Below are 6,000 nucleotides of genomic sequence, written 5' to 3' on the forward strand. Positions count from 1 at the left end.
AGCGCAATGAATTCCCGACAAATCGGAATCCGGATTCCGAATCCTCGTTGATCGATGAGACTTTGTCAACACAACGTGACTCAGGGAAAGTACCGTGACTGACCTGTCAAACCGACACCTTGCATCGGCAAGCACCGATGGCGACTGATCCAATGCAATTCTTGCAATCTTCCAATTCGTAGATCGCACTTGAATTAGTTGTTGATACCACCTCCAATGTCCGCAATCACAACGACGCCGTTCGCGATAAAGCTGAGACGGTCATGCGGCGCGCTACGCGCTGCGACATCCACTTTCCCCACCTTGTGCTCTCTGCCAGAACGCCTGGCCGGGACGGATACATTGAGTACTATTGAATGCTTGAATCAGAAAACGTCAGATTTGCATCAGAACGAACCGTGACCGCCTCTATCGCAGGAAACCGGCGCTGGATTATCGTCACATCGCTCTTTCTCTTCATGCTGATCAATTTCGCGGACAAGGCCGTGCTCGGCCTCGTCGCAGTCCCGTTGATGCACGACATGCAACTGAGCCATAGCCAGTTCGGCCTCGTCGGGAGCGCATTCTTCCTGCTGTTTTCACTCTCCGGTATCGGTGTCGGTCTCGTCGCCGATCGTATTGACGTCAAGTGGCTGCTTGCGGGACTCGCATTCACCTGGGCAGTCGGGCAGCTGCCACTCGCCTGGCCCACCAGCTTTGCCGTGTTGCTGGGCTGCCGCATCCTGCTGGGTGCGGGCGAAGGACCGGCGTCGCCTCTCGCGCTACATGTCGTCTACAGCTGGTTCGACAATCGCGAGCGCAATCTTCCGACGACCCTTGTCCAACAAGGCGGTACCGCAGGGGTGATTCTGGCCAGTCCGCTGCTGACCTATATCACCGGCCGCTGGCAGTGGCACGCCGCGTTCCTCACGCTGGGTATCGCCGGCCTGTTATGGACCGTTCTCTGGCTATGCGTTGGCAAGAGCGGCAACGCCCATGGCGATGCGTCATCCGTATCCGTGCCGCACCAGCATGGTGTGACTGGCCAGCAGACGTCCATCGGGTGGCTGACCTTGCTCACCGACCGCACCGTCATTGGCGTGCTGCTGCAATGCTTCGTCGGTTACGTCGTGATCTCGATCGGCATGACGTGGGTGCCGGCGTATTACCGGCTCGGCCTCGGTTTTCAGGCGAACCAGACCGGATGGCTTTTCGCGCTCCAGGTTACCGCGCAGATTCCGGTTGGTATCGCCCTCGCCGTACTCTCGCACCGCCTGCTGAAACGCGGCACTCAGTCGCGAATTGCACGCGGTGCGCTGATCAGCGTCACCTGCGTGGTGAGCGGCATTGCCTACTGCATGTTGTATCTCAGCGCGCCTCCCCTTGCGAAGGTAGGACTGATGGCGCTCGCCAGTTCACTGGCCATCCAGGTCTTCACGTTCGGCCCGCTTCTGGTTGCAGAGATCGCGCCGACTTCACGGCGTGGCGCGCTGCTCGCCATCACCAATTCGATCGTGACCACGGCGGGGCTCATTGCACCCGTCTCAATGGGCAAGCTGCTCGGCATGGTCGGCGAAATCCGTGGATACGAGATCGGCTTCGCCGTGACCGGTGCACTGCTGATCGCCACAGGGGCAGCCGGCTTCGTGCTGCTCGACCCACAGCGCTCGCGCCAGCGGTTACGCGCGGCGCATTAGTACGTTTGAACCGCCGTACCGGATTGAGCAGGACAAGCATTACTTCGCAAGTTCAATTGATTCTAATAAACAAGGAGACACGAAGCATGCCGGTAAGTCATCGCAATCAGATTGGAGTCATTCTCGGATTAGTGGGCGCATGTGCATTGGGCGCGGCCCAGAGCGCTCACGCGCAAAGCAGCGTCACGCTGTACGGTATCGTTGACGGTTCCCTCCTCTACACCAGCAAAACACTCAACGCGAAGACCGGCCAGAATGCCGGTCACCAGTTCTCGTTCGCCGACGGCGGCGTCTCCGGCTCGCGCTTCGGCCTGCGTGGCGTCGAAGATCTCGGCGGCAGTACGCGCGCGATCTTCGAACTCGAAAGCGGCATCAGCATCGCGAACGGCGCGTTCAGCAATTCGAACCGGAACGAATTCGGCCGGCAGGCGTGGGTCGGCTTGGACAGCCGCTACGGTACGGTCAAAGCCGGTTTGCAGTTCTCGCCCTTCTTCCTTGCGGTATACGACTTCGACCCACGCGAGATGTCGTACTTCGGCAGCGGTCTCGTCACCTACCTCAACAACGTCTATGCGACCGGTCTGTTCAACCCGAACGCGATCTCGTACACGTCACCGGAAATCGCCGGTCTGCAGGCCAGCGCGATGATGGCACTCGGCGGCGCAGCCGGGGATTTTCAGGCGGGCCGCCAGTACTCGGCAAGCCTGCGTTATCACCTCGGCACGCTAACCGTCGACGCGGCGCTCTACAGCGGCAACGCGGGCGGCAGCGCCGCGTCGATCGTGGTCCCGAGCGTGGTCGCCTTCGACGGCCGCGCGCTCGGCGCGAGCTATGTGTTTAACAACCTGACCGTGAAGGCTTCATACGTGCAGTACAAGGTGGCAGGCTCGTTCAACGATCGTGTCTATTCAGGCGGCGCCAGCTATCGCATCACACCGGCGCTGAACGTCGACGCGGGCGTGTGGGTCACGCGCGACGGGAACAACTCGTCGAACAATTCGATACTCGCCTCCACCGGGCTTGAGTATTCGCTGTCGAAGGCCACCGTGGTATATGGGCAAGCCGGCTTCGTCACCAACCACGGCGCGATGCACACAGGTCTGTCCGTTAACAACGCCCTGAACGAAGTCACGGGCACGTCCAGCGGTGTGAATATCGGCATCCGGCACATGTTCTAACGGACACAGTGCGTCGTGCAGGCCCAGCCTGTCAGCGATGCGCCTGTCCGCCCGGCACGACTGACGCACGGGGAAAGACGGGTTATGCATCGACACATCGCGTCGCGTTGATCGATACCGCGCTTAAAGTTGACCACAAGAAACGTCTCGTGACGCCGCGAAGCCCGTACCGGTCACAAGCACTTGCGGCCGGTACGGACATCGAATTCGACGATCTGAAGGCCGGCGACATCGTGTACGCGGCGCTCGAGTCGGCTCCGGCCGCGCAGGTCACGCAGCAAGTCGCCCAAGCCCGATAGCAGACATTCACCCGCGTACCGGGAGAGCAAGCCTTCCGGCATTGAATGGTTTGCTCTATTATTCGACCAGTGCGTCGCACTACTAATGCATCAAAGTGCGTCGACACCGCCGCGATGAAATTGAACTTACCAAACCTAAATTGTGTTTCGCCGGTCATGCGCGGCACGTACTGGCGCTGTGTCTTTCACTGACCGGAAACGCACGTATTCAAAGGGCTCCCATGCTTTACCACTCCAGCAATCTTTCGTCCGTCGGAAAGCGATGTGCAGCAATCGCCGTCGTGGTCGGCTTGTCATCATGGCTGTCTGTTTGTGCCGCCGCAGACAGCGTCGCTTCAGCACCCGCGCCCACAGCGCAAAGCGGCGCTGCGGTGGATAACGAAAGCGGCACCGTCAGTTTCATCGACAAGCAGAATTCGATCATCGTCGTGTCGGTCAACGGTGGCCAACAACTCAGCCTCAACGCGAAAGAGCATGCTGACGTGCTGGATCGCGTTCGCATCGGCGACAAGATTGCGATCAGCTATCAGGAGCCGTACGTCACCGGCCTGACACGCACGAAAGGTGCGCCGCTCACGCACCTGACCCACACTGTAAAAGTGACCAAGTCCGCGGCGAATGCTGGACCCGACGGTTTCGAGGCTGTGCGGACGTATAACGGCGTGGTGGAAATCACCGCGATCAATCGTAAGCAGCATGTCCTGACCTTTGCCGACAAGTCCAATGCGGATCACTCGATCAAGGTGATCGACCCTGCCTTGGTCAAGGTCGTGGGCTCGCTTGCACGTCACGACCATGTTCAGATCGGCTACGAATCCGCTGTGACGGTGACCTTCGCGCGCTGAGGCCGGCCCGGCGCTCGTCGCCCAACGTATAACCGGTCCATCGTCGCGTGAGTGGCGATCGACGGCTGGCGCACGAGTCGCGCCGCCCCTTGTTTCTTCTCGCAAAATCGCGCCTTGACGGGAAGACATCATGACGTCATGATGTCTTCCATGAACACCGATCGCAACAGCCAACTCCCCCTTTACGCACAAGTCGAAGCGGTACTCGCCGAGCGGATTGCAGACGGCACGTATCCGCCCGGCACGCAGTTGCCCAATGAAGCGAGCCTGCTGGCAAGCTTCAACATCAGCCGCACCACGCTGCAAAAAACGGTGCAGAACCTGATTACGCGGGGCTTGATCGAAATCCGCCGCGGCAAAGGCACCTTCGTCACCCAGCCGCGCCTCACTCAGCCGCTGACCGAACTGAGCGGCTTTGTCGAAGATATGCGCGCGCACGGCCGTCATCCGAGCGCGCGGCTGCTGGCGAGGCAAATCGAAAACGCCAGCGACACTGTCGCCGGCAAACTGGCGCTCGAACCGGGCACGCCGGTCGTCCACATTCAGCGCGTGCGGATCGCCGACGGCACACCGCTTTCGTTCGACGAAACCTGGCTGCCGAGAGACATCGGCGAAAAGATCATCGAGAACGATCTCGAGGCGGAGCCGATCTTTACGCTGCTCGAAGAGAAGTACGGCATTCCGCTGATCGAAGCCGAATACCGGCTCGAGGCGATCGCCGCGGACGAAGCTGTTGCAGAGGCCCTCGAGGTCGAGACGGGCAGCCCGATCTTTCTGATCGAGCGAACCTCGTATTGCGACGAAAACCGTCCGGTCGACTATGAAAAGCTGTACTACCGCGGCGACCAGATCCAGTTCGTTACCCGTCTCGCCCGGCGCAAGCCGAACGGCCAATGACCGGCGCACAGGCTACGATGGATCTGGGCTATACGTTGTGGCTCTTCGCGGTGTCGCTTGGGGCAAGCGCACTAGGCGGCATGCTCGGCATGGCAAGCGGCATTTTTATCGTCCCCATCCTGACCATGTTCGGCCACCTCGATATTCATGTCGCAATTGGCGCCAGCATCGTTTCGGTGATCGCCTGTTCGTGCGGCGGCGCTGCACCGTTCCTGCGCGGGCGCTTGACCAATGTTCGTCTCGCCGTGGTTCTGGAAACCGCCACCACGCTGGGCGCATTGTCCGGCGTGCTGCTGAGCGGGTTCATCCCGGTGCCGGCGCTGTTTTTCATTTTCGCGGTCATTCTGCTGCTGTCCGCCCAGCAAATGCTCGCGCGGCGTGCCGATCCGATCGCCAGCCAGGGTGCTGACGGGCCGGGCGCACATTCGTGGGGGGCTTCGTTGCGTCTGGATTCGAGCTATCCGGATCGCGCGCTCGGATGCGACGTCGACTATCGCGTAGAACGCGTGCCCCTGGGCTTGTCCCTGATGTACGGAGCAGGCTTGATTTCAGCGTTGCTCGGCATCGGCAGCGGCGTCCTCAAGATTCCGGCCATGGATACGGCGCTGCGCCTGCCGATCAAGGTCTCGTCGGCCACGTCCAATTTCATGATCGGTGTGACGGCGGCGGCCAGCGCCGGCGCCTATTTCCTGCGCGGCGAGATCGTGACCGCAATCGCCGGCCCGGTTGCATTGGGATCGGTCGTTGGCGCGGTGCTCGGCGCACGCGTTCTCATGCGCGTATCGAGCGGCAGGCTGCGCGTGCTTTTCGTCGTGGTGCTCGCGGTGCTCGCCGTGCAGATGCTGCTCGAAGCATTCGGCGTCCGCCTTTTCGGAGCTTCGACATGAGCCGCATTGCGTCGAGCAAGGGGCGGCTCGAACACTGGCTTGCGAGGCTCCTGCACTACGGCACATGGGTGGCAGCGGGCACGATTGCGACCGGCCTTGCAATTAGCCTCTCGAGAAACATCGCATGGAAGTACGGGTGGTTTTCAGGCCGTTTTCGTGTCGGGAATGATCTGGAAACCAAGCGCGGACGCGCGGCGTCTGAGCGCCGCGATGCTGCG

The 6,000-nt window shown here is 60.9% G+C and carries 7 protein-coding genes; all 7 read left to right on the top strand.

Annotation, left to right across the window (positions count from 1 at the left end; genetic code table 11):
* Positions 1-398 precede the first annotated feature (398 nt).
* On the top strand, positions 399-1,676 hold the full coding sequence (locus KHO31_RS33750; RefSeq protein ID WP_211625337.1) for an MFS transporter: 1,278 nt from the start codon (positions 399-401) through the stop codon (positions 1,674-1,676).
* Positions 1,677-1,762: 86 nt separating this feature from the next.
* Positions 1,763-2,854: a porin gene (locus tag KHO31_RS33755; protein WP_201080943.1), complete on the top strand. Its 1,092-nt coding sequence runs from the start codon at positions 1,763-1,765 to the stop codon at positions 2,852-2,854.
* Positions 2,855-3,003: 149 nt separating this feature from the next.
* A complete protein-coding gene (locus KHO31_RS33760; RefSeq protein WP_211625340.1) occupies positions 3,004-3,153 on the top strand; it encodes a hypothetical protein in 150 nt (49 codons plus the stop codon).
* 95 nt (positions 3,154-3,248) lie between these two features.
* Entirely contained in the window at positions 3,249-3,998 is a 750-nt protein-coding gene (locus tag KHO31_RS33765; protein ID WP_211625342.1) for a hypothetical protein, read from the top strand.
* A 138-nt stretch (positions 3,999-4,136) separates the two neighbouring features.
* Positions 4,137-4,895 (top strand): GntR family transcriptional regulator, encoded by a 759-nt coding sequence (locus tag KHO31_RS33770; protein WP_407945980.1) that lies wholly within the window; start codon positions 4,137-4,139, stop codon positions 4,893-4,895.
* Positions 4,896-4,912: 17 nt separating this feature from the next.
* Positions 4,913-5,782 (top strand): sulfite exporter TauE/SafE family protein, encoded by an 870-nt coding sequence (locus KHO31_RS33775; protein ID WP_201080985.1) that lies wholly within the window; start codon positions 4,913-4,915, stop codon positions 5,780-5,782.
* A partial coding sequence (locus KHO31_RS33780) for a hypothetical protein (protein ID WP_211625344.1) occupies positions 5,779-6,000 on the top strand: 222 nt, incomplete at its 3' end. The genes KHO31_RS33775 and KHO31_RS33780, both read left to right, overlap by 4 nt.

The sequence above is a fragment of the Paraburkholderia domus genome (genome assembly GCF_905220705.1).
In the GTDB taxonomy this organism is placed as follows: Bacteria; Pseudomonadota; Gammaproteobacteria; order Burkholderiales; family Burkholderiaceae; genus Paraburkholderia; species Paraburkholderia domus.

Bases quoted from the DNA above. Each gene is read 5' to 3' on its own strand.
- KHO31_RS33775 (WP_201080985.1), top strand. From the start codon at position 4,913: ATGGATCTGGGCTATACGTTGTGGCTCTTCGCGGTGTCGCTTGGGGCA.
- KHO31_RS33770 (WP_407945980.1), top strand. From the start codon at position 4,137: ATGATGTCTTCCATGAACACCGATCGCAACAGCCAACTCCCCCTTTAC.
- KHO31_RS33755 (WP_201080943.1), top strand. From the start codon at position 1,763: ATGCCGGTAAGTCATCGCAATCAGATTGGAGTCATTCTCGGATTAGTG.